We start from the raw sequence: 21364 nt of genomic DNA, 5'->3' as shown, positions 1-21364 counted from the left end.
CAATCGGCAGTCTGAATGGGCGACATGATTCCTGAAACGCCGGGCGCCAGCAGTGTGCTCATCGTTCTACATCAGAAAGATTCTTCCCCCGGGCGCCTCGGCAGCCTGCTCAGCGCACGCGGCTTCGATCTCGACATCCGGCGCCCACGATTCGGCGATCCGTTGCCGGAAACTCTTACTGATTACGCCGGCGCCATCATTTTCGGTGGCCCGATGAGCGCAAACGATGAAGAAGACTGGCTGCGCCGCGAGATCGAGTGGATCAAGGTGCCGCTCAATGAGAACAAGCCTTTCCTCGGAATCTGCCTTGGCGCGCAAATGCTCGCCCGCCATCTCGGTCACCGCGTCTATGCCCACCCGCATGGAAAGGTCGAAGTCGGCTATTATCCGATCCAGCCGACGTACCATGGCCACAATGTCTGTGAATGCCCGTTCCCGGAGCGGGTCTATCAATGGCACTGCGAAGGCTTTGATCTGCCGGGTGGCGCGACCTTGCTGGCTTCAGGAGAGGATTTTGAGGCACAGGCGTTCCGCTACGGCCCGACGGCCTACGGCTTTCAATTCCATCCCGAAGTGACCTTCGACATGATGTGCCGCTGGAGCCTCAAGGGAGCGGACAAGATGGTTCTGCCCGGCGCGCAGCCCCGCCATCTCCATATCGAAGGCTGGCACCGTCATGACGCGCCACTCGCCCGGTGGGCGGATGCATTTCTGAATGCGTGGGCCGCGCGCGTGCCGATGTCCGCCGTCTAATCCTCGTTCAGCGGGTGCAGATCGCGCACCATTGCCTTCATTCGCGCGTCGAGCACATGGGTATAGATCTGGGTCGTCGAAATATCGGCGTGTCCAAGCAATTCCTGAACGACACGCAGATCCGCTCCGTTTTGCAAGAGATGACTCGCGAAGGCATGGCGCAGCACGTGCGGGCTGACGCGCGCCACGCTGATCCCCGCCCGCGCCGCGATTGTCTTGAGTTCCCGCGCGAAGACCTGCCGGCTCAAATGGCCACTCTCGCCGTCGGCGGGGAATAGCCAGGGGCCGGCCGCGATGGGCGCGGCCTGGGCCTCCAATGCACCGCGATAGGCCGTCATCGCCCGGCGCGCGGGCTCGGAGAGTGGCACCAGGCGCTCGCGGCCGCCCTTGCCGCACACAAGGATCAGCGGCTCGCTGCGCTTCGCCGCCGTCTTGGGCAGGGCGACGAGTTCCGAAACGCGCAGCCCCGTCGCATAGAGCAATTCGAGCAGGCAGACCGCCCGCAACGCGCCGACGCGCTCGACCGATTTTTCCGGCGGCGCGGCGGCGGCTGCATGGGCCGCGGCGAGGAGCCGCTCAACCTCTTCAATGGAAAGGACTTTCGGCAAAGCCGCCGCGCGGCGTGGCCCTTCAAGAATGGCGGCTGGATCGTCGCCGCGCAAGCCCTCGGCGTAGAGGAAGCGATGCAATTGCCGGATCGCCGAAAGCCGCCGCGCGCTGGATGACGCGGCAAAACCCCGCGCTGTCAGTCCGCGCAAATAGGCTTTGATGTCGTCCGTCGCCGCGCCGCCGGGGGTCTTGCCCGTTTCGCCCAAGACCTCCTGATAATCCTCGAGATCGCGCCGATAGGCCTCAAGCGTGTTGGCGGCGGCGCCGCGCTCGGCGGCCAGCATGTCCAGAAAGGCCTCGATGCTGCGCTCTTTGGCCATCCGGCGCCTATTGGTTGAGACGCGCGGGGGGCACTGTCTGGACGATTTCGTGCGGGACCGGCGTGACGAAAGTCGCGAGCGCGATGATTCCGGCGTAGACGAGCCCGGCCAGGAAGGCGATCATGAAAATGAAGCGAAAAAAGCTCGGCAACCCCAAACTCCAAAGCGATTCGGCAAATTTCGCTGCCTGATATAAGAGCAAAAACGATACAGGTCGCCAGCGCGGCGCGGGCCAACATCGGCCAGCGCTTAAAACGGCCTCCTGGCCGTGATACATCATCAAAATGACCGCCGGGATAAAATCCGTTTACGAAGACAGGCTGAGCCCGCAGCTCAGCGCCCGAGCCGTTGCCGTCGTCGCCGCGTTGGGACAGCGCGCGCTTGTCCTCGTCGGCCTCATGGGATCAGGCAAATCGGCCATCGGCCGACGGCTGGCGCAAGTCCTCGGACTCGAATTCGTCGATTCCGACGCCGAAGTCGAACGCGCCGCGGACATGCCCATTCCGGAAATCTTCGCCCGCTATGGCGAGCCATATTTTCGCGACGGCGAGCGCCGTGTCATGGCGCGGCTACTGACCGCCGGCCCGCGCGTCATCGCAACGGGCGGCGGCGCTTTCATGAGCGAGGAGACGCGGGACCGGATCAAGGAAAACGGCATCTCGATCTGGCTCAAGGCTGACCTCGATGTGCTCTGGCGGCGCGTACGCAAGCGCAACCACCGCCCGCTGCTGCAGAACGGCGATCCCGAGGGCGTGCTGAAACGGCTGATGGACGAGCGCTATCCGGTTTACGCGGAGGCCGATCTCGCGATCGTCTCGCAGGACGGCCCGCATGATTCCGTGGTCGTGGATTTGCTCGTCACATTGCACAAATATCTATGCGCCGATGGCGTGGAGGATGAATTGGTGAGCGAGGTGCAGGAAAAGCCGGCGATCTTCCAGCGCGTCAATGTCGAACTCGGATCGCGCAGCTACGACATTCTGATCGGCGAGGCGATCCTGCCGCAGATCGCGGCCTATGCGGCCGGGCTCGCCCCCGGCGCGGCCGTCGCCATCGTCACCGACGAGAATGTCGCGCGCACGCATCTGCCCACTGTTGCCGCCTCGCTGGCAGAGGCCGGAATCCGGCATGAAAGCGTCGTCGTCGCGCCGGGCGAGGATTCGAAGTCCTATGCCACGTTCGAGAAAGTCTGTGATGCGATCATCGCCGGCCGCTTCGAGCGCGGCGACCTCGTCGTCGCGTTGGGCGGTGGTGTCGTCGGCGACCTCGCCGGCTTCGCGGCGGCGAGCGTGCGTCGTGGTATGCGTTTCATCCAGGTTCCGACCTCGCTTCTGGCGCAGGTCGATTCGTCCGTTGGCGGCAAGACCGGTATCAACTCGCCGCATGGCAAAAATCTCGTCGGCGCCTTTCATCAGCCGCGCCTTGTCCTGATCGATACGCAGGTTCTGCAGACATTGCCCTTGCGTGAATTCCGCGCCGGTTACGCGGAAGTGATCAAATACGGCCTCATCAGCGATCATGCCTTTTTTGAATGGCTGGAAGATCATTGGCAGGGTGTGTTCGCCGGGGGCGCCGATCAGGTTTATGCCATCCGCAAAAGCTGCGCCGCCAAGGCGGCGATCGTCTCGGCCGACGAGCATGAAGCGGGCGCGCGGGCGCTTCTCAATCTCGGCCATACTTTCGCCCATGCTTTCGAGCGGCTTGTTCATTACGACAATCGGCGGCTGGTGCATGGCGAGGCGGTGGCGATCGGCCTTGCCTGCGCCTATCGCTTTTCAGCCGCACGCGGCCTGCTGAGCGCAGCGGATGCAGAGCGTGTTACAAATCATCTGCACGACGTCGGCCTGCCAGCGCAGATCCGTGATATTCCGGGCTGGGATATCGGCGCGGATGTGATTGTCGAAGCCATGTTGCAGGACAAGAAAGTGCAACGCGGCGTTTTGACATTCATTCTGGCGCACGGCATCGGTGAAGCCTTCATCGCGCGCGATATCGCCGCGGCGGATGTTCGCGCTTTTCTCGACGGCGAGCTTAACGCGGCGTAAGACGGGACTTTCAATCATGCACGGCGTTCACGCCGAGATATCGACGCTCAATCTCTGGATCGCCGGCGCCATCGTCATCTTCTGCATTCTGATGGCGGCCTTCTTCAACGGTTCAGAGACAGCGCTGACCGCGGCCTCGCGGGCGCGTATGTATGCGCTTCAAAAAGGCGGCGACGCCAATGCTGCGCGGGTCAATCGTCTGCTTAGCCGACGCGACCGGCTCATCGGCGCGATCCTGCTCGGCAACACGCTCGTCAGCATTGGCTCTTCGGCATTCCTGACGAGTGTGCTCGAAGTGCTCTTCGGTTATCGGGGCGTTCTTTACGCCACCGGAATGATGACGTTCCTGTTGCTCGTCTTTGCTGAAATCCTGCCGAAGACGCTCGCCATCAGTTACCCCGACCGCTTCGCGTTGATCGTCGCGCCAGTCATCGGCTTTTTCACCGCCATTTTCGGACCGATCCTCGCCGCGATCGAGACACTCATCCAGGGCCTGCTCAAGCTTGTCGGCATCGACACAAAGGTCGAGCACGCGCTTTTATCGGGCCACGAGGAACTTAAGAGCACCGTCGATCTTCTTCATCATGAAGGCGGCGTGCAGCGCTCCGAGCGCGATATGTTCGGTGGACTGCTCGACCTGCGCGAACTCACTGTCGAGGACGCGATGGTGCATCGGACAAAAATGTACACGATTGATGGCGATCTGCCGCCGCGCGACTTTCTCCGCGCAGTGGTCGAATCGCCGTTCTCGCGCGTCCCTGTGTGGCGCACCGAGCCCGATAACATCATCGGTCTGTTGCATGCAAAGGACCTTTTGCGCGCCATTGAAGATTCAAGCGGCGATCTCGGCGACATCAAAATCGACGATGTCGTGCTCGACGCATGGTACGTCCCCAACACCACGACCTTGCAGGATCAATTGCAGGCGTTCCTCAAGCGCAAGTCGCATTTCGCGCTCGTCGTTGACGAATATGGCGTGGTGCTCGGACTCGTCACGCTCGAAGACATTCTCGAAGAGATTGTCGGCGACATTTCCGATGAGCACGATCCCGTTGTGCTCGGTATACGGCAGAATGCCGACGGCTCGATCACTGTCGATGGCTCAGTGCCGATCCGCGATCTCAACCGCGTCATGGGCTGGCAATTGCCGGATGAGGAAGCGACGACGATCGCGGGCCTCGTGATTCACGAAGCCCGCGCGATTCCGGAAATGGGGCAGATTTTCACCTTCCACAATTTCCGCTTCGAAGTTTTGCGCAAGACCCGCAATCGCCTCGCTGCGCTGCGGATCACGCCGATCGGCGCGACGGCACAGGTGCAAGCCTGAGCACTAAGCCTGAGCGCCGATTCGGCTCAGAAGGTTTCGCCGACCATCTCCTCACTCTTGGCCCAAAGCGCTTTCGCATGTTCGGGGTCGAGCGCGTAGGATCGTACGCCGCCGAGCATCAGGGTGTCGCCTTCAACCACCTCAGCCACATGGCAATCTTCGCAATAACGCCCGCCCACAGCTTCCGCCTTTGCCAGGACTCCGGCCCAAACCGTCGTCGCGGTGCCTTGCGGAATGGTCTTCAGTTCAAACGGCGGCGAGCCTTCGGGACGCTCCGCATTGATCTGGTCGAGCCGTTCCTGAATTCCATTCGGCGGAAGATGGCGAGAAAGTTCCGTCAGGATGCCGCCCGGATGCACCGCCGTGGCGCGAATGCCCGCATTCTTGTGCCGCCGGTCGAACTCGACCGAGAAAAGGATGTTCGCCGTCTTCGACCGGCCATAGGCGATGAACTCGCTATAGGGCGTGTGTTCGAAATTCGGATCGTCGAGATCGACATCGGCATAGCGATGCCCCGCCGATGACAGATTGACGAGCCGCGAGCCCGGTTTGAACAGCGAAACGATGCGGTTGACGAAGACGAAATGGCCCAGATGATTGGTGCCGAACTGCATCTCGAAACCGTCTTTCGTGAAGCTCTTCGGGCAGGCCATGACACCGGCATTGGCGATGACGAGATCGAACGGCCGGCCATCGGCCACGAGTGCATCCGCAGCAGCACGGACGCTGGCGAGCGAGGCGAGATCGAGTTCGACAAGTTCAAGACCGCCGCCATGTGCGGCCTGAGCGCGTACTTCCTCTGTTGCGGTCTTCGCCTTGGTAAGATCGCGTGCCGCGCCCACGACCTGCGCTCCGTGCGCGGCCAGCGTGCGGGCCGTCTCGATGCCGAGACCGGCCGAAACACCGGTGACAAGAACGCGCTTGCCACTGAGATCGACACCCTCGAGCACTTCCTCGGTCGTGGATTTTGCGCCGAATGTTTTGGACATATGATTCTCCATTGAAGGTTCAGTTTCACCAGGCCTCAGGGCCCTGATCGTCGAAAAATCCCGCATTTGGCCCATCGGCGGGCAGCGTCGCGAGTCTGATGATGACTTCGGCGGCCTGTTCAACGGTACGGTAGCCGGTGTTGCCGTTGAGGTCCGTCGCGGTGTAGCCGGGGTCCGCTGCATTGACCTTGAATCCGGTGGCGGCAAGTTCCTTCGCGAACGCCAATGTGATCGCGTTCAACGCCGTCTTCGAGGAATTGTAGCTGAGCAGATTGATCCCATAGAACTCGCTCGCGGGATCGGCCAGACGCGTGAGCGACGCGAGACCGCTGCTGACCATCACGATGCGCGGTGCGGACGATGTTTTGAGCAGGGGCAGGAACGCTTGTGTCACCCGCACCGGTCCGAAAACATTGACCTCGTAAACCGCCTTGATTGACGCGACCGTTTCCTCGCTTGGCGGCGTGTGAAGGTCGGCGACGATGCCCGCGTTGTTGATCAGGACATCGAGCCGATCCGTCTGGCCCCTGAGATCGCGCGCCGCCTTCACGACGCTTGCCTCATCCGCGACATCGATCTGCAGGAGACGGACATCGAGCCCCTCGCGCGTCAATGCCGTAGCCGCAGCCTCGCCCCGTGGCTTGTCGCGAGCGCCCAGCCAGACTGTGAAACCATCTTTAGCGAGGCGGCGGACGACCTCATAGCCAATGCCCTTATTGGCGCCGGTGACTAGCGCGGTTTTTAGTTCGGTCATGTAGGATTTCCCTTCGTGTGACCGATATCTGAGGGCGCGGGTCGCGTTTCGCGCCCGTGATCGCGTCGATCTCTTGCCTGATCCTCTCAAAAAGGGGCACACGGGGCCGAATACGCCTTGCCCTGTAGGCGCCCCGCGCCAATGTTCATCTCATGCTTGAACAATTGACGCTTCTGCGCGCCCTGACCGCGCGCCACGCCGAGGGCCGGAACAAAGAGACGGCAATTCCGCGCGTCGCGATTCACAAGGGCTGTGGACCGACGCAAAATTCGTCGGCGCTTTTCGAGCCGAAGCTCTGCCTCGTTTTGCAGGGCGCGAAGCAGATCATGATCGGGGATCAGCTTCTCTGTTACGATTCCGCGAATTATTTCATCGCATCCGTCGAACTGCCGGCTACAGGACGGATTATCGAGGCCAGCCCCGAGCGCCCCTATCTCGGCCTGACCCTGACGCTCGATTGGCAAAATCTCGCGGCGCTGATTGCCGATACGACTGAGCGTCGCGAACCGCCAGGAATGGGCTTTTGCGTCAGCCCGGTGACGCCGCAGCTTCTCGACGCGTGGCTGCGTCTCATGCATCTTCTTGAGACGCCCGATGACATCCCCGTGCTCGCGCCGCTTTGCGAGCGCGAAATTCTTTATCGTCTGCTGCAAGGCCCGCAGGGTGGCGTGTTGCGCCAGATCGTCAAAGCCGACAGCCGTCTCTCGCAGATCAGGCGGGCCGCCGCGTGGATCCGCGAGAATTATGATCAGACTTTGCGGATCGAAAATCTTGCGGCTTTATCCGGCATGAGTCCGGCCTCGTTCCATCGCCATTTCAAGGCGGCGACGGCGATGAGTCCGCTCCAATATCAAAAGATGCTTCGGCTGCAGCACGCCCGGCAAATGCTGATCGCCAGCGGCGATGCGACCCGTGCCGCATATACCGTCGGCTACGAAAGCGCTTCCCAGTTCAGCCGCGAATATGCGCGCATGTTCGGCGCGCCGCCAGCCCGCGACGCGCAGCGTCTGCGCGGCGGCGAGTCCCTGCAGGACGACATGATTGCGAGCGCTTAGCGCCTACTTGAAGGCCACTTTCAGCACTTCGTAGCTCTTGCCGCCGCCGGGCGTATTGACCTCAACGGTATCGCCGACTTTCTTGCCGATCAGGGCGCGGGCGGTCGGTGACGTGATCGACACGCGGCCGGACTTCACGTCCGCCTCGCTCTCGCCGACGATCTTATAAACTTTCTTTTCTTCCGTATCCTCGTCGACGAGCGTCACCGTGGCGCCGAACTTGACCGTGTCCCCGGAAAGTTTCGAGACGTCGATCACCTCGGCGCGCGAAAGCTTGTCCTCAAGCTCGGCGACGCGGCCCTCGTTCAGCGATTGGGCTTCTTTGGCGGAATGATATTCGGCATTTTCCGAAAGGTCGCCATGCGCGCGGGCCTCGGCGATCGCCTGGATGATACGCGGCCGTTCCTCCTGCTGGCGCCGCCTCAACTCTTCCGACAGATCGGAATAGCCTTGTACGGTCATCGGAACTTTTTCCATTCTTTCAATCTCTTCTTGGACCGGCGGTCATCGCCGTTGGTTGAACCTAAATATTCCGCCTGCCCATACCGATAGCGAGCCCGGCGGGACGCAGCCTCGCGCGCCCGCTGCCCTACGCTCTCAAAACAGGATCTTTCGCCGTTCGGTTGTCCGGCACGGCAACGGATCAGACAGTTTAACGCATTCTTCCCGCGAAACGCGACGGTTTCAATTGCAAATGCAAAGGCAAGCGCGTGCCGCCGGTGGCCGTGACCGAACGTCGCGGTGGCGCGACGACGGATGGAGCGCCTCGCCGCCAACGACCGTTATATTCCAGTAAGTTAGGCTCTCGCGGCCGGCATCAGGCGAAATAATCCTGCAACGCCTTGACCTCCAGATCGCCGGCTTTGTACCCGACGATCGCCTCGCTGGCAGCCATGGCCCCCGCGAGCGTCGTGTAATAAGGCACTTTGTGAAGCAGCGCCGCACGACGGAGCGAGCGGGAATCGGCCAAGGCCTGCGCCCCTTCCGTCGTGTTGAAGACGAGCTGGACGCCGCCATTCTTGATCGCATCGACGATGTGCGGACGGCCCTCGGAAACCTTGTTGACCTTCTGCGTCGGGATGCCCTGGCTTTCGAGGAAGCGGGCGGTGCCGCCCGTCGCGCAGAACTTGAAGCCGATCCCGAGCAATTTCTTCGCCGCCGGCACGATACGCGGCTTGTCACTATCACGCAGCGAGATGAAGACGGTGCCGGACACTGGCACTTTGGTGCCGCCACCGAGCTGGCTTTTGGCGAACGCGATAGCGAACGAGCGATCGAGGCCGATGACTTCGCCGGTCGAGCGCATCTCCGGCCCGAGCACAGTATCGACGCCCGGGAACCGCGCAAAAGGAAATACCGCCTCCTTCACCCCGACGTGGCCGAGCGGCTTCGAGACGAGATGGAAGCTCGCAAGGCTCTCGCCGGCCATCACCCGCGACGCGATCTTGGCGATTGGAATGCCAACCACCTTGGCAACGAACGGCACGGTGCGCGAGGCGCGAGGATTGACCTCAAGGACGTAAATCTCGTTGTCCTTGAGCGCATATTGCACGTTCATCAGGCCGCCGACGTTGAGCGCCAGTGCGAGCTTCCTCGTCTCGTCTTCGAGGCGCGCGATCATGTCCGGCGCGAGCGAGTGCGGCGGCAGCGAACAGGCGCTATCGCCGGAATGGATGCCCGCCTCTTCGATGTGTTCCATGATGCCGCAGACGAAGACATCCTTGCCGTCGCAGAGCGCATCGACATCGATCTCGACCGCATCTGAGAGATAACGGTCGAAGAGCAGCGGGTTTTTGCCGAGCACCGTGTTGATCTGCCCGGTCTTGTCGTTGGGATAGCGCGCCTTGATGTCCGACGGCACGAGGCCCGGCAGGGTTTCGAGCAGATAATCGTCGAACGTCGTCGCGTCGCGAATGATCGCCATGGCGCGACCGCCTAGGACATAGGACGGCCGCACGACGAGCGGCAGGCCGAGGTCGGCGGCGACGAGACGCGATTGTTCGACCGAATAGGCAATGCCATTCATTGGCTGTTTCAGCCCGAGCTTGTCGAGCAGGCGCTTGAAGCGGTCGCGGTCCTCGGCGAGATCGATCGAATCGACGCTGGTGCCGAGGATCGGAATTTCCGCCTGCTGCAAAGCCGCGGCGAGCTTCAGCGGCGTCTGGCCGCCGAACTGCACGATGGCGCCGCGTAGCCGCCCGGCCGAACGCTCGACGTCTAGAATCTCCAGCACATCTTCGGCGGTCAGCGGCTCGAAATAAAGCCGGTCGGACGTGTCGTAATCCGTCGAGACGGTCTCGGGATTACAATTGATCATGATCGTTTCGTAGCCGGCCGCGCGAAGCGCGAAGCTCGCGTGGCAGCAGCAATAATCGAACTCGATTCCCTGGCCGATACGGTTCGGGCCGCCGCCGAGGATCACGATCTTTTCGCGCGCCGACGGCCGCGCCTCGTTGGCGAGGACGCCGGCAAATGGCGTCTCGTAGGTCGAGTACATATAGGCGGTGGGCGAGGCGAATTCGGCCGCGCTCGTATCGATGCGCTTGAAGGCAGGGCGCACGTCGAGCTTGTGCCGCAACGCCCGCACGCTCGCTTCGTCTGTGCCAGTAAGCGTCGCAAGCCGTGTATCGGAAAAACCCGCGGCCTTGAGCATCCGCAGATTCTCGGAATCCTGCGGCAGACCGAGACTCTTTACCTTGTCCTCGAGATCGACGATCTCCTTGACGCGGGCGATGAACCACCGGTCGATCTTGCAGGCGTCGTGGATTTCGTCGAGCGACATGCCGTAGCGCAACGCCTGCGCCACGACGAGCAGGCGATCCGGCGTCGGTCGTCCGAGTGCCGCGCGCAGAACCTTATGCCTATCGTCAAGCTCGATGCCTTCGATCTCGACTTCATCGAGACCGGTGAGGCCGGTTTCGAGCGAGCGCAGCGCTTTCTGCAAGCTCTCCGCGAACGTGCGGCCGATCGCCATCGCCTCGCCGACCGATTTCATCGCCGTCGTCAGGAGCGGCTCGGCGCCGGGAAATTTCTCGAAGGCGAAACGCGGAATTTTGGTGACGACGTAATCAATCGTCGGCTCGAACGAAGCGGGCGTTGCGCCGCCGGTGATGTCGTTGGCGATCTCGTCGAGCGTGTAGCCGACGGCGAGTTTCGCCGCGACCTTGGCGATCGGGAAGCCCGTCGCTTTGGAGGCCAGCGCCGACGAGCGCGAGACGCGCGGGTTCATCTCGATCACGATGAGGCGGCCGTTTTCGGGATTGACGGCGAATTGAACGTTCGAGCCGCCGGTCTCGACGCCGATCTCGCGCAAAACCGCGATCGAGGCGTCGCGCATGATCTGATATTCTTTGTCGGTCAGCGTCAGCGCCGGCGCAACGGTCATCGAATCGCCGGTGTGAATGCCCATCGGATCGATGTTCTCGATCGAGCAGATGATGATGCAATTATCCGCCTTGTCGCGGACCACTTCCATCTCGAATTCCTTCCAGCCGAGCACGCTTTCCTCCACCAGCACTTCGCTGGTGGGCGAGGCGTCGATGCCGCGCTCGATGATCTCGATGAATTCCTGCTTGTTATAGGCAATGCCGCCGCCGGTGCCCCCCATTGTAAAGGAAGGACGGATGATCGCCGGCAGGCCGATATCCTCCAGCGCTTCCAGCGCCTGGATCAGCGTCTTGATCTGATGCGAGCGCGGCGTCGCAAGGCCGATGCGGGTCATCGCCTCGCGGAACCGCTCGCGGTCCTCCGCCTTGTCGATCGCTTCCGCCGTCGCCCCGATCATTTCGACATTATATTTTTCGAGGACACCCATTTTCTGCAGCGAGAGCGCGCAATTGAGCGCCGTCTGCCCGCCCATCGTCGGGAGAAGCGCGAAGCCGCCCGGCACCGCATCGCGTTCCTTGGCGATGATCTTGGCGACGACCTCAGGCGTGATCGGCTCGACATAGGTACGGTCGGCAAGATCGGGGTCGGTCATGATCGTCGCGGGATTGGAATTGACGAGGACGATCCGATAGCCCTCGTCGCGCAGAGCCTTGCAGGCCTGGGTCCCGGAATAATCGAATTCGCAAGCCTGGCCGATGACGATCGGGCCGGCACCAATGATCATAATTGTCGAAATATCCGTCCGGCGGGGCATAGGTCGGGTTCGTCTCCTCATCCGGGCGCGCCGGAAGGCCGCTCCGCAGAGGCGGCGCGGCTAAATTTGCGAGTTATCGGCTAGAGCGATTGCTCTAAAGAAGAAAAGCCGCCCTGTGAACCCCCGGCTTTCAGCGCGCTTTCCGACCGGATGAGTACATCCGGCCGATAAGAAATCGCGGCAATTCATAATGTTGGCGCAAGTTCCGATCGAAAAAGTCGCACAGCTTTTTCGGGACATGCTCTAGGACAAATCGACCGCGTGGGCCTTCAAGTCCGCCAGATCGCAATAAGCGAGAGCACCTTCATGCGTCGCTTTCAGCGCGACACGCGGCGCCTGACCGGCCTCGAACGCCTCCTGCCAGCGCGGCGCGCAGAGGCACCAGCGGTCCCCCGGCTGAACGCCGGCAAAGTCATAATCCGGCGCGGGCGTCGAAAGGTCATTGCCGTTCGCCTTTGAGAAGGCGAGAAAATCCGCCGTTGCCACGATGCAGATTGTGTGGCTGCCGGCATCTTCCCGCGACGTGTCGCAGCAGCCATTGCGGAAGAACCCCGTCAACGGATTGAACGAGCAGCTTTCGAGCGGCTCGCCAAGGACATTGCGGGCCGGTCGGCGGCCGCCGTCTGAGGTATCTCTGAGCATGAATTCCGTGCCCCGAATTCGTAGAGCAGAAAGGCAGATTTGTTGCGCAAACGCAACAAAGCCTAGGCCACCCGACGCCCGCGGATCTGATGGCAGAAGTCACGCGACCGGATGAGCAGCCGCTCCGTCTGTTCCGACAAAGAATTGGTCGCCTGCAGCATTTCGGCGGCGATCCGTTCGCTTTCGCCGGTCGATTGGGCCACCGCCTCGAGCGTGCTGGAGAGTTGATGCGCCTCGCCGGCCGTGGCCGAAACAAATTCACCGATCTTTCCGGCAGCCTCTTCACGCAGCGCCATACCTTCGCGGATCGTCTCGGTGATCGCGCCGATGCGGCCGATGCGCTCGACTGTTACGCCGACCGCTTTGACGACATGCTCCGTCGCCAAGCGGACGCCGCCAAGCCGGGTTGCAATGTCGGCCGCGGCGCGCGACGTCTCCTGCGCCAAGGCTTTGACCTCGCCGGCGACGACGGCAAAACCGCGCCCGGCCTCGCCGCAGCGCGCCGCCTCGATCGTGGCGTTGAGCGCGAGCAAATTGGTTTGATAGGCGACGCCGCCGATGAAATCGGCGATCTGGCCAATGGTTTCGACGGCCTGGGCGAGATCGCGCGCCGAGGTGGACGTGACCTGGCCATCGTTGGCCGCCCTCGCGGCAATCTGATTGGCGTTGAAAAAATCCTGATTGGCAGCATCGACGAGGGTGCTGAATTCCTGCGACGCGAAGCCGAGAGCTTCCACCATTTCGACGCTGACGCGCGACGAGCGAACGACATGCTTCGTGCGATCGTCGGTTGAATGAGCGATATCGCGCATCGCCGCCGCGTAGCGCTGGAGTTCGGCCGTCGCCGTCGACAAGGCGTCGATAACTTGCAAGACGTCGTCCTGGAAGACATCGACGAAATGTTCGCGCTCCGCTTGCAGCGCCTGGTGGGCACGGGTTTCGGCTGAACGGGTCTCTGCCTCCAGCGTCCTCAACGCACGGCCTTTATCGCGAAGAACCTCGATGGCACGCGCCATATCACCCACTTCGTCCGAGCCGCGCGTATAACCGATCTCAGCATCGAGCTGCCCGGACGCGATCGCCCGCATGGCGGTGGCAAGCCGCAAAATTGGCCTTGCGACAGCCAGCGAGGCCCAGAGCAGCGCGCCCAAAAAGCAGATGATGAAGCCGGCGGCGAAAAACGCGCTGAGGCGCTGAAAATGCGGATTGGTCACATTGTCGACATGGACAATGCGGTCGTTCATGTTACCGGCGATTTCATTTGAGACGTGATTGAGCGACGCTTCGAGATCATCGCGCAATGGGCCGAAGCGATAATCAATCTGAAATTCCGGCGCTTCGCCGCCCGCGGGCCGGTGCGCGAACGTTTCGAGGAACGCAAGCATCTTGTCGAAGCGCGTGGATATGCCGTCGAGGTCATCCTGCGATTCCGGCAGGAAGGCATGGGCAATCGCAATCCAATTGCGGAAACGCTTCGCTTCGTCGCGGAACGCCCATGTCGTCTGCTGCGCGGTGTCCGCATCAGCATGCGCAAGTTCATAGGCGAAGGCGGTGAAATTTGCTTCCGAGGCCTTGGCTTCGACGATTGCGACGCGGGCTGGATATTGGCGATGAATGATGTCGAGGCGGAGATCCCGCAGGACACCGAATTCATGCCAGAAGATGGAAGCACAGATCGCCGTCAAGACGGCGAACGTAATGATGACCGCGGCAAACCGGTGGATGAGCCGCAACTTTGGAACGAATGTTTGCACTTGAATCTGCTGGATGGCGAATCGGATGCGCGGTGCACCCTAAGCTTAAAGGGGTTAGCGAAACGTGTTGCTCTGGTGTGACAGCGTTTCGGAAGGGCCCCGCTGCCGCGGCTTTGCAATCCCATTGTTGTCCAATTGCAACAGACTTCCGTGGGTCGCTTTGCTATATCGAATCCACTGGCTGCCTGTTCTGCCGGTCGGGGGCGACGGCACAGACACAGGGCGCGGGGGGCAAAAGCCCGGTTCCGAGGGGGGAACCGGGCTTTTTCGCGTCTGGAGCCCAAGAAGGATTGCGCAAAACAAAACGGCCCAGTTTGACCTGGGCCGTTCCGTCATATCGGGTCGCGACGACTGAACCTTAGACGACGCGAAAATCAGACAAGACTTGCGCAGAACCGCTGAATCTTGGTGCAGGCGTCTTCGAGGGCCTCGGTCGAGGCGGCATAAGACACGCGGAAGTTCGGGCCGAGACCAAAGGCCGAGCCCTGCACCACAGCGACGCCCTCCGCCTCTAAAAGCGACGCGACGAAATCTTCGTCATCGGAGATTTTCTTGCCGTCCGGCGTCTTGCGGCCAATCGCTTCGGCAATCGACGGATAGACGTAGAACGCGCCCTCTGGCGACGGGCATTTCAGATATTTTGCCTGGTTCAACATCGAGACCACGAGATCGCGCCGCGTCTCGAAAATCTTCCGCCGTTCAGGGATGAAATCCTGCGGCCCGTTGAGGGCTTCAACCGACGCCCATTGCGCGATCGAACAGGCGCCGGACGTCTGCTGGCCTTGCAGCATGTCCATCGCCTTGATGAGCTTGTCCGGACCGGCGGCATAACCGATACGCCAGCCGGTCATAGCATAGGATTTCGACACGCCGTTCATGGTCAACGTGCGATCCATGAGATTCGGCTCGACCTGCGCCACGGTGACGAATTTGAAATCGCCGTAGATCAGATGCTCGTAGATGTCGTCGGTCAACACCCACACATGCGGATGACGCAGCAAAACATCGGTCAGCGCCTTCAGCTCGTCGTGCGTGTAGGCCGCGCCGGAGGGATTCGACGGCGAATTGAGGATGAGCCATTTGGTCTTCGGCGTAATCGCGCGGTCGAGGTCGGCGGCCTGCAGTTTGAAGCCACGCTCCATCGTCGTCGCGACAGGCACAGGTGTGCCACCGGCAATCGCCACCATGTCGGGATAGCTCACCCAATAAGGCGCCGGAATGATCACTTCATCGCCGACATTGAGCGTCGCGAGAAACGCATTGAAGAGAATATGCTTACCGCCGGTCCCGACGATCGTTTGCGAGGCCTTATAGTCGAGCCCGTTTTCGCGCTTGAACTTTGCGGCGATCGCCTCGCGCAACGGCTGGATGCCGAGCACCGGCGTATATTTCGTCTCGCCACGCTGGATGGCGGTGATGGCGGCTTGCTTGATGTTCTCGGGCGTGTCGAAGTCGGGCTCGCCGACCGACAGCGAGATGATGTCGCGCCCGGCGGCTTTCAGTTCGCGCGCTTTCTGCGTCGCCGCGATGGTCGCGGACGGCTTAACACGCAGAAGGGCGTCGGAAATGAAGGCCATGACGATGAGTTCCTCGGTGGATGTCGCGTGAGCTTTTAGCGCGGCGAAGCGGCCGCGAGCGCGGGCGGAACATAGGTTCGCGCCTGCGAGACGGCAATAAAAAAGCGTGGGGGCTATTCCGCCGGCACGGGCGCCGGAGCCAGTGCGAACCGGGGGGCGAGGCCGCCGGTGACGATTCCGAGCCCAAGGAACGCGACCACCGCGCCGCCGATGAGATCGCAAAGATAATGATCCCCGTTGCTCGGGGCGCCGAAAATCAGAAGGGCGTTGACGGCAAAGAAGGGCACCGCCAGCGCCCGAATGGGCAGGACGGCCCAGACCGTCACCAGCGCCAACGCGGTGTGAAACGACGGAAACGACACAAGCCCGCGCAAGTCGTTCAGCGGCAGCGTTCGCATGGTGCCGTCCCGCAAGGCCAGGACATGAGGCACGGATTGCCAGCCAGTGCGCGGATTGCCGAACGCCGGCAGTAGGGTGTCGGGTATGTTGAAATAGGCGTAGGGCCCAAGGCTCGGGAAAATTGCAGCCGTCGCAATCACGATCGTCGCTGTCAGGGCAAAGAGCACCGCGTAGGCACGCAAACGGGCGATCCGGTGCGTCGCTGACAAGGCGATGACCGTAATCACGATCTGCGCCATCGACGTATTGTAGGCGAATTCCAGCACATGAGCGAGACGCGGTCGTTCGGCGACGAAGGCGAGATGCGCGGGAAAATCGAACCCGAGGGCGTGATCTGCTGCCGCAAAATCGCTGTCACGCAGCGGCAGCGACAAGGCCGTCGAAAAATAACTCAAAAGCTCAAGGCCCAGCGTAAAGATGACGAGAAACGCCGCGGTCTCTATCAGGGCCGCGAGTGACGCGTCAGGACGCAAAAGGGCATAGATCCCCCAGAGCCCGCACAAGGCCGCGAAGATTGCGGCGTCCCGGAGCAATGGCATGGGGGCGGCGTGAAAACCCGCCAACGGCAGCCAGAGGCAATCGATGAGGACGATCCCAGCCGCAAGCGCCCAGGCGTAATTCATCGCCATTCGCATATCGCCGTCTTGCGCTGGAATTTTCGTGATCATTCGCGGCTCCGCCGGCCGGAAGATGCCGCGGGAATCGGCAAGAAACTGTAAAATCGGACGGACAAACCGGGCAGGTAATATTTGTCACGAATACGTAAAGCTGAAGGCTCGGGTTTAAGCCGACGTGTTCAATAAATTTCAGTCCTGTTCGCCAAAAATTCTTCTTTGACGTTACCGTAACTATACCGCGATCCAGTCGGAAAAATTTTCATCAATTTTATTGCCCGTCTCGTAATGCGGCGCGCAGGCGGCGTACGCCGCTACCGACAGAAAATCTTAAATCATTGTTTTATATGATATTTAGCGTGCCGTTGAGCGCCGCAGGCCTCGGGCAATGGCGGGCGATGGAACGTAAAAGACATCCAAAGGTTGAGTCGAAAGAGGCAAAAACGGCCTCTGACTGCGCCATTCAGATCACTGTCAAGAATTTTGATGCACGTTTTGAAACCTTTTTCCTCGATGTGGCGTTCGGGAGACGTACGAGATGTTTACTGCCAAGCCAGCAAAGATAGTCGCGTCAAGACCGCCGCCGGGCTCTCCAATGTGCTTTTGCGCACAGGCAAAGGAGGGGGAACCCAATAACTATAGGCGGTCTTCGAGGCCGCGTGCTGAGAGGAGTTGGGAATGTCGATTGCGGATCACTTTGATCATACGCCGGACGCAGGTTTCGTCCGCAGCTACGATACGCGCTCCGCGCGTCGACAGTTTCAGGTTTCGTTGGCGCTGGCTGTCGTTCTCGGCATCTCCGCCTTCGCGCTGGGTCTTCTGGTCCGCTTCGATCCGCCGGCCGGCGTTTCGCAGGCACCGATCGCGGCCCATGACGTTCATTTCGCCGGCGTGATGCCGAGCCTTTTGGGTTTCGCGCCGCGCTCTTAGGCGGTGCAAAGTTACCACGACCCCCGATGCCCCCCGTAGGAGGTCGTGTCTGAGGGCCGCGCTCCCTAAAAGGACGCGGCCCTTTCTTTTTGCCTCCAGTCACACCTGGAAGCAGAAAGGGTCGAGTTTCCGCGATGGCATCAATCGTTTCGTAGGAGGCGGTTGGTAGTCTGCGGCCATGTCAATGCCGCCCGCAAAATCCTTCGGCCGCCGCACCTGGACGGAAAGCCCGACGCGCCCCGCGCGTACTGTTTCAGAGTCGCCGCGCGCTTCTGCTGCGAACTTGCCATCGAACCTGCCGCCAGATCTCGTCGCAGCTCTCGTTCGCGGCTCCGGGCCTCATCCCGCCATCTCCGCAAGCCAGGCAGCCGTTACCAGTGTGGCCTGGTCGGTCCGAGCCGCCGTTCTCGGCGGGTTGATCGTCGGCCTTATCAATGCCGCGGCCCGTGCCACGACCTTTTTGAGCTTTGGCGGCCTTGCCGGCGCCGATAAGCTGCCGCTGGAAAATACACTCCTCAATCAATTCGCGCCTGAAGCACTAGGCCACGCGACGCTTGGGCAGGGCACGGTGCCGATCGCCGTACTCGTCGCCCTGGCCGGCCTCTGGGGCGGCGCCCGCGCCAGCGCCTTCGCGCTTTTGTTTGCGCATAAAATCCTCACGCGCCTCGGCCAGACCAGCCTTGTCGCCTATAGTCTCGGCGGCGCGGCGGCGTCTCTGGCCTATGCGCTCATCGCTGCGCTCTTCTGGGCCGAAACGACGCCCCTCTCGATCCTCATCGAAACACTCTCGGGCCTCGGCGCCGGCTTTTTCTATCGGCTTTTTGCACCGACCGAGCGCGGCTGATTCCGCTTCACACTCGGGCGGTGCGCACCCATATTGGGCCTATGCCCAAACCACCCCGCAAAGCCAGCCGCAGCAAGGCCGGAAAGCCCGAATTGAAGCCGCTCGGCGACCATCTGGCATCGCTGCTGAACCCGGCGCTGACCAGCACGCCGCCGACCGGCTTTGCCGAGGCGCCGGCGACTTACCTCGCTGCGCTCGGAACAAGCGGGGTCGAGGCTACAGCGGCGTCACTGAAAGATCTGCTCGAACGCGGCGATCCCAATCTGCGCGACAAGGCGCCGTGGATGCCGCACCGGCCGCAGCGGCCGGAGAAGTCGGAAGGCGGCGTCGAGTTCAAGCTCGTCTCGGAATATGAGCCGAAGGGCGACCAACCCGTCGCGATCGAGGAGCTTGTCGCCGGCGTCAACAGTGCCGAGCGCGATCAGGTGCTGCTCGGCGTCACCGGCTCCGGCAAGACCTTTACGATGGCGCAGGTGATCGCCCGCACGCAGCGCCCGGCATTGATCCTGGCGCCGAACAAGACGCTGGCGGCGCAGCTTTACGGCGAGTTCAAGAGCTTCTTCCCCGAGAATGCGGTCGAATATTTCGTCTCCTATTACGACTATTACCAGCCGGAAGCCTATGTGCCGCGTTCGGACACATATATCGAGAAAGAATCCTCGATCAACGAGCAGATCGATCGGATGCGTCACGCGGCGACGCGCGCGCTGCTCGAACGCGACGACGTGATCATCGTCGCCTCCGTCTCCTGCATTTACGGCATCGGTTCGGTCGAAACCTATACGGCGATGACCTTCACGGTGAAGGTCGGCGAACGCATCGACCAGCGGCAATTGATCGCCGATCTCGTCGCGCTCCAATACAAGCGCTCGGGCGGCGATTTCTACCGCGGCGTCTTCCGCGTGCGCGGCGATACGATCGAATTGTTTCCGGCGCATTATGAAGACCGCGCTTGGCGCGTCGGTTTCTTTGGCGACGAGATCGAATCGATCGTCGAATTCGATCCTCTGACCGGGCACAAGACGCAGGATCTCGAATTCATCAAGATCTACGCGAATTCGCATTACGTCACGCCGCGCCCAACGCTGATTCAATCGATCAAGGGCATCAAGGAAGAATTGAAGCAGCGCCTCGCCGAGCTTTATGCCACGGGCCGCTTGCTGGAGGCGCAACGGCTCGAACAGCGCACGATCTTCGATCTGGAAATGATGGAGGCGACCGGCTCCTGCGCCGGCATCGAGAATTATTCGCGCTATCTGACTGGCCGCCAACCCGGCGAGCCGCCGCCGACGCTGTTCGAATATCTGCCGGACAATGCGCTCGTCTTCACCGATGAGTCACACGTCACCGTGCCGCAGATCGGCGGCATGTATCGCGGCGACTTCCGCCGCAAGGCGACGCTGGCGGAATATGGCTTTCGTTTGCCGTCGTGCATGGATAACCGGCCCCTGCGTTTCGAGGAATGGGACGCGATGCGGCCGCAATCCATCCACGTCTCGGCGACGCCAAGCAAATGGGAAATGGAACGCGCCGGCGGCGTGTTCGTCGAACAGGTGATCCGTCCGACCGGCCTCATCGATCCGCCGGTCGAAATCCGCCCCGCGCGCGCGCAGGTGGACGATCTTCTTGGCGAAGTCCGCGAGGTTTCGCGGCAAGGCTATCGCTCGCTGATTACCGTGCTGACCAAACGCATGGCGGAAGATTTGACCGAATATCTGCATGAGCACGGCGTGCGCGTGCGCTATATGCACTCCGACATCGATACGCTCGAGCGAATCGAGATCATCCGCGATCTTCGCATCGGCGCCTTTGACGCGCTCGTCGGCATCAACCTTCTGCGCGAGGGTCTCGACATTCCCGAATGTGCTCTCGTCGCCATTCTCGACGCCGACAAGGAAGGTTTTCTGCGCAGCGAAACCTCGCTGGTGCAAACGATCGGCCGCGCCGCGCGCAATGTCGATGGCCGCGTGATCCTTTATGCCGATCAGATCACCGGCTCGATGCAGCGGGCGATGGCCGAGACGAGCCGCCGTCGCGAGAAACAGGAACAGTTCAACGTCGAGCACAACATCACGCCTGAATCGATCAAACGCGGCATTCAGGACATTCTTGGCTCTGTCGCCGAGCGCGATCATGTGACTGTCGATGCAGGACTGGCGCAGGCCGGCAATCTCATCGGCCATAATTTCAAGGCCACGATGGCCGATCTCGAACGCGAGATGCGCGATGCGGCCGCCGATTTGAACTTCGAGAAAGCGGCGCGGCTACGCGACGAGATCAAGCGGCTGCAATCGGTCGAACTTGCGATTTCCGACGATCCGCTGGCAACGCAATCCGATGTCGAGCGCGAGGCCGGCGGCTATCGCGGGCCACGCCCGTTTGGCGACGCTGCGAACATGCCGGCGAACCGGCCGCACAAGCCGACCGATTCCGAAATGGGACCGCATAATTTCGGTGGCGGCGAAGCCAAGCCGCGCAGCTCTGCCGGACGCGGCGGAACGCGCGCGTGGAAGGGCAAGAAGCAGGGATAGCTTTGGGTACGTCATTGCGAGCAAAGCGAAGCAATCCAGAATTCAATTCTGGTGTTGCCTCTGGATTGCTTCGGCGCCCG

General features: G+C 61.5%; 17 protein-coding genes. 7 read left to right on the top strand and 10 right to left on the bottom strand.

The annotated features are described in order from the left end of the window. Positions 1-24: 24 nt before the first annotated feature. Complete coding sequence (locus tag WDN02_RS05980; protein WP_337294878.1) at positions 25-753, top strand: glutamine amidotransferase; 729 nt, start codon at positions 25-27, stop codon at positions 751-753. On the opposite strand, the gene WDN02_RS05975 is transcribed toward WDN02_RS05980, so the two are convergent. Together WDN02_RS05975 and WDN02_RS05970 are read right to left on the bottom strand one after the other, a co-directional pair. Then, entirely contained in the window at positions 750-1682 is a 933-nt protein-coding gene (locus tag WDN02_RS05975) for a site-specific tyrosine recombinase XerD (RefSeq protein WP_337292620.1), read from the bottom strand. The two genes, WDN02_RS05980 and WDN02_RS05975, sit on opposite strands and share 4 nt — an antisense overlap. Positions 1683-1689: 7 nt before the next feature. After that, positions 1690-1833 (bottom strand): histidine kinase, encoded by a 144-nt coding sequence (locus WDN02_RS05970; protein WP_337292619.1) that lies wholly within the window; start codon positions 1831-1833, stop codon positions 1690-1692. A gap of 133 nt (positions 1834-1966) precedes the next feature. Between WDN02_RS05970 and aroB the strand changes: the two genes are divergently transcribed. Both aroB and WDN02_RS05960 read left to right on the top strand, forming a co-directional pair. Continuing rightward, on the top strand, positions 1967-3727 hold the full coding sequence (gene aroB, locus WDN02_RS05965; protein WP_337292618.1) for a 3-dehydroquinate synthase: 1761 nt from the start codon (positions 1967-1969) through the stop codon (positions 3725-3727). Between the two features lie 16 nt (positions 3728-3743). Continuing rightward, positions 3744-5054: an HlyC/CorC family transporter gene (locus tag WDN02_RS05960; protein WP_337292617.1), complete on the top strand. Its 1311-nt coding sequence runs from the start codon at positions 3744-3746 to the stop codon at positions 5052-5054. Between the two features lie 26 nt (positions 5055-5080). On the opposite strand, the gene WDN02_RS05955 is transcribed toward WDN02_RS05960, so the two are convergent. Both WDN02_RS05955 and WDN02_RS05950 read right to left on the bottom strand, forming a co-directional pair. Beyond that, positions 5081-6043: an SDR family NAD(P)-dependent oxidoreductase gene (locus WDN02_RS05955; RefSeq protein ID WP_337292616.1), complete on the bottom strand. Its 963-nt coding sequence runs from the start codon at positions 6041-6043 to the stop codon at positions 5081-5083. A 25-nt stretch (positions 6044-6068) separates the two neighbouring features. Next, positions 6069-6797 (bottom strand): SDR family oxidoreductase, encoded by a 729-nt coding sequence (locus tag WDN02_RS05950; protein ID WP_337292615.1) that lies wholly within the window; start codon positions 6795-6797, stop codon positions 6069-6071. Between the two features lie 152 nt (positions 6798-6949). Here WDN02_RS05950 and WDN02_RS05945 point away from each other — a divergent pair, with 152 nt between their 5' ends. Continuing rightward, positions 6950-7852, top strand: a complete 903-nt coding sequence (locus WDN02_RS05945) for an AraC family transcriptional regulator (protein ID WP_337292614.1) — start codon at positions 6950-6952, stop codon at positions 7850-7852. Between the two features lie 3 nt (positions 7853-7855). On the opposite strand, the gene greA is transcribed toward WDN02_RS05945, so the two are convergent. The 6 genes from greA to WDN02_RS05915 form a co-directional block, all read right to left on the bottom strand. After that, positions 7856-8329, bottom strand: coding sequence for a transcription elongation factor GreA (greA, locus tag WDN02_RS05940; RefSeq protein WP_337292613.1), 474 nt, complete (start codon positions 8327-8329; stop codon positions 7856-7858). A 340-nt stretch (positions 8330-8669) separates the two neighbouring features. Further along, positions 8670-11993, bottom strand: a complete 3324-nt coding sequence (gene carB / locus WDN02_RS05935; protein ID WP_337292612.1) for a carbamoyl-phosphate synthase large subunit — start codon at positions 11991-11993, stop codon at positions 8670-8672. 243 nt (positions 11994-12236) lie between these two features. Next, complete coding sequence (locus WDN02_RS05930; protein WP_337292611.1) at positions 12237-12635, bottom strand: DUF2237 domain-containing protein; 399 nt, start codon at positions 12633-12635, stop codon at positions 12237-12239. A gap of 62 nt (positions 12636-12697) precedes the next feature. Further along, a complete protein-coding gene (locus tag WDN02_RS05925) occupies positions 12698-14389 on the bottom strand; it encodes a methyl-accepting chemotaxis protein (protein WP_337292610.1) in 1692 nt (563 codons plus the stop codon). Between the two features lie 374 nt (positions 14390-14763). Then, positions 14764-15966: a pyridoxal phosphate-dependent aminotransferase gene (locus WDN02_RS05920; protein ID WP_337292609.1), complete on the bottom strand. Its 1203-nt coding sequence runs from the start codon at positions 15964-15966 to the stop codon at positions 14764-14766. A gap of 113 nt (positions 15967-16079) precedes the next feature. After that, the gene (locus WDN02_RS05915; RefSeq protein WP_337292608.1) at positions 16080-17033 is read right to left on the bottom strand and encodes a phosphatase PAP2 family protein; all 954 of its coding nucleotides are present in this window, start codon (positions 17031-17033) and stop codon (positions 16080-16082) included. 624 nt (positions 17034-17657) lie between these two features. On the opposite strand from WDN02_RS05915, the gene WDN02_RS05910 reads away from it, so the two are divergent. The 3 genes from WDN02_RS05910 to uvrB all read left to right on the top strand — a co-directional run bounded on the left by WDN02_RS05910 (position 17658) and on the right by uvrB (position 21284). After that, on the top strand, positions 17658-17909 hold the full coding sequence (locus WDN02_RS05910; RefSeq protein ID WP_337292607.1) for a hypothetical protein: 252 nt from the start codon (positions 17658-17660) through the stop codon (positions 17907-17909). A 184-nt stretch (positions 17910-18093) separates the two neighbouring features. Beyond that, positions 18094-18753, top strand: coding sequence for a hypothetical protein (locus WDN02_RS05905; RefSeq protein WP_337292606.1), 660 nt, complete (start codon positions 18094-18096; stop codon positions 18751-18753). A gap of 41 nt (positions 18754-18794) precedes the next feature. Continuing rightward, positions 18795-21284, top strand: a complete 2490-nt coding sequence (gene uvrB, locus WDN02_RS05900; RefSeq protein WP_337292605.1) for an excinuclease ABC subunit UvrB — start codon at positions 18795-18797, stop codon at positions 21282-21284. Positions 21285-21364: the final 80 nt, after the last annotated feature.

Origin of the sequence: Methylovirgula sp., assembly GCF_037200945.1 — a bacterium.
Classification (GTDB): Bacteria; Pseudomonadota; Alphaproteobacteria; order Rhizobiales; family Beijerinckiaceae; genus Methylovirgula.
Note: the sequence above shows the minus strand (reverse complement) of the source record. Positions and strands in the feature narration are given on the sequence as shown.

What these genes read in the sequence shown, in the direction of transcription:
- WDN02_RS05905 (WP_337292606.1), top strand. Translation starts at nt 18,094, where the DNA reads ATGCCGCCCGCAAAATCCTTCGGCCGCCGCACCTGGACGGAAAGCCCG.
- WDN02_RS05910 (WP_337292607.1), top strand. Translation starts at nt 17,658, where the DNA reads ATGTCGATTGCGGATCACTTTGATCATACGCCGGACGCAGGTTTCGTC.
- WDN02_RS05960 (WP_337292617.1), top strand. Translation starts at nt 3,744, where the DNA reads ATGCACGGCGTTCACGCCGAGATATCGACGCTCAATCTCTGGATCGCC.
- WDN02_RS05920 (WP_337292609.1), bottom strand. Translation starts at nt 15,966, where the DNA reads ATGGCCTTCATTTCCGACGCCCTTCTGCGTGTTAAGCCGTCCGCGACC.
- WDN02_RS05915 (WP_337292608.1), bottom strand. Translation starts at nt 17,033, where the DNA reads ATGATCACGAAAATTCCAGCGCAAGACGGCGATATGCGAATGGCGATG.
- WDN02_RS05930 (WP_337292611.1), bottom strand. Translation starts at nt 12,635, where the DNA reads ATGCTCAGAGATACCTCAGACGGCGGCCGCCGACCGGCCCGCAATGTC.
- uvrB (WP_337292605.1), top strand. Translation starts at nt 18,795, where the DNA reads ATGCCCAAACCACCCCGCAAAGCCAGCCGCAGCAAGGCCGGAAAGCCC.
- WDN02_RS05980 (WP_337294878.1), top strand. Translation starts at nt 25, where the DNA reads ATGATTCCTGAAACGCCGGGCGCCAGCAGTGTGCTCATCGTTCTACAT.
- carB (WP_337292612.1), bottom strand. Translation starts at nt 11,993, where the DNA reads ATGCCCCGCCGGACGGATATTTCGACAATTATGATCATTGGTGCCGGC.
- WDN02_RS05950 (WP_337292615.1), bottom strand. Translation starts at nt 6,797, where the DNA reads ATGACCGAACTAAAAACCGCGCTAGTCACCGGCGCCAATAAGGGCATT.
- greA (WP_337292613.1), bottom strand. Translation starts at nt 8,329, where the DNA reads ATGGAAAAAGTTCCGATGACCGTACAAGGCTATTCCGATCTGTCGGAA.
- aroB (WP_337292618.1), top strand. Translation starts at nt 1,967, where the DNA reads ATGACCGCCGGGATAAAATCCGTTTACGAAGACAGGCTGAGCCCGCAG.
- WDN02_RS05955 (WP_337292616.1), bottom strand. Translation starts at nt 6,043, where the DNA reads ATGTCCAAAACATTCGGCGCAAAATCCACGACCGAGGAAGTGCTCGAG.
- WDN02_RS05945 (WP_337292614.1), top strand. Translation starts at nt 6,950, where the DNA reads ATGCTTGAACAATTGACGCTTCTGCGCGCCCTGACCGCGCGCCACGCC.
- WDN02_RS05975 (WP_337292620.1), bottom strand. Translation starts at nt 1,682, where the DNA reads ATGGCCAAAGAGCGCAGCATCGAGGCCTTTCTGGACATGCTGGCCGCC.